The organism is Methylobacterium sp. E-041 (assembly GCF_022829665.1).
GTDB lineage: Bacteria > Pseudomonadota > Alphaproteobacteria > Rhizobiales > Beijerinckiaceae > Methylobacterium.
Map to the genome: position 1 here is coordinate 1 of NZ_JAKSYQ010000259.1, position 398 is coordinate 398.

Consider the following 398-nt stretch of genomic DNA (forward strand, 5'->3'; position numbering starts at 1 on the left):
GCGGCCTCGGCCGCGACCTTGGCCTTCTGCTTGGCGTCGGCGACGGCGGCGTCGTACTGCTTCTCGTAGTCCTGGATCTGCGTCTTGGCCTGGTCGGTCGGGATGCCCTGGGCCTTGGCCAGCGCGTCGGCGGCGCGGTTCCCGGCCTGGGCCTTCTGGGCCGGGTCGCCGGACAGCAGGCCACGTACCGCCGAGGCGGCGGCATCGCGCAGGGCCTGCGGGTCCTGGCCGGCCGCCCGCTGGCGCACCCACTTCTCCATCCCGTCCAGCTGGTTCGAGTACTGCGCCCGCCACGGGGCCGCCGTCTGCGCCCCCGTCTTCACCGTGCCGCCGACCAGCCATCCCGCGCCACCGAGCCGTGCGGTCACGCCCGGGAAGGCGCCGCCGTCGGACCCGCC

At 75.9% G+C, this 398-nt stretch carries 1 pseudogene; it reads right to left on the minus strand.

What is annotated here, in order from left to right:
- Nucleotides 1-398, minus strand: a pseudogene (locus MKK70_RS23355) (PhnA-like protein); the annotation flags it as partial.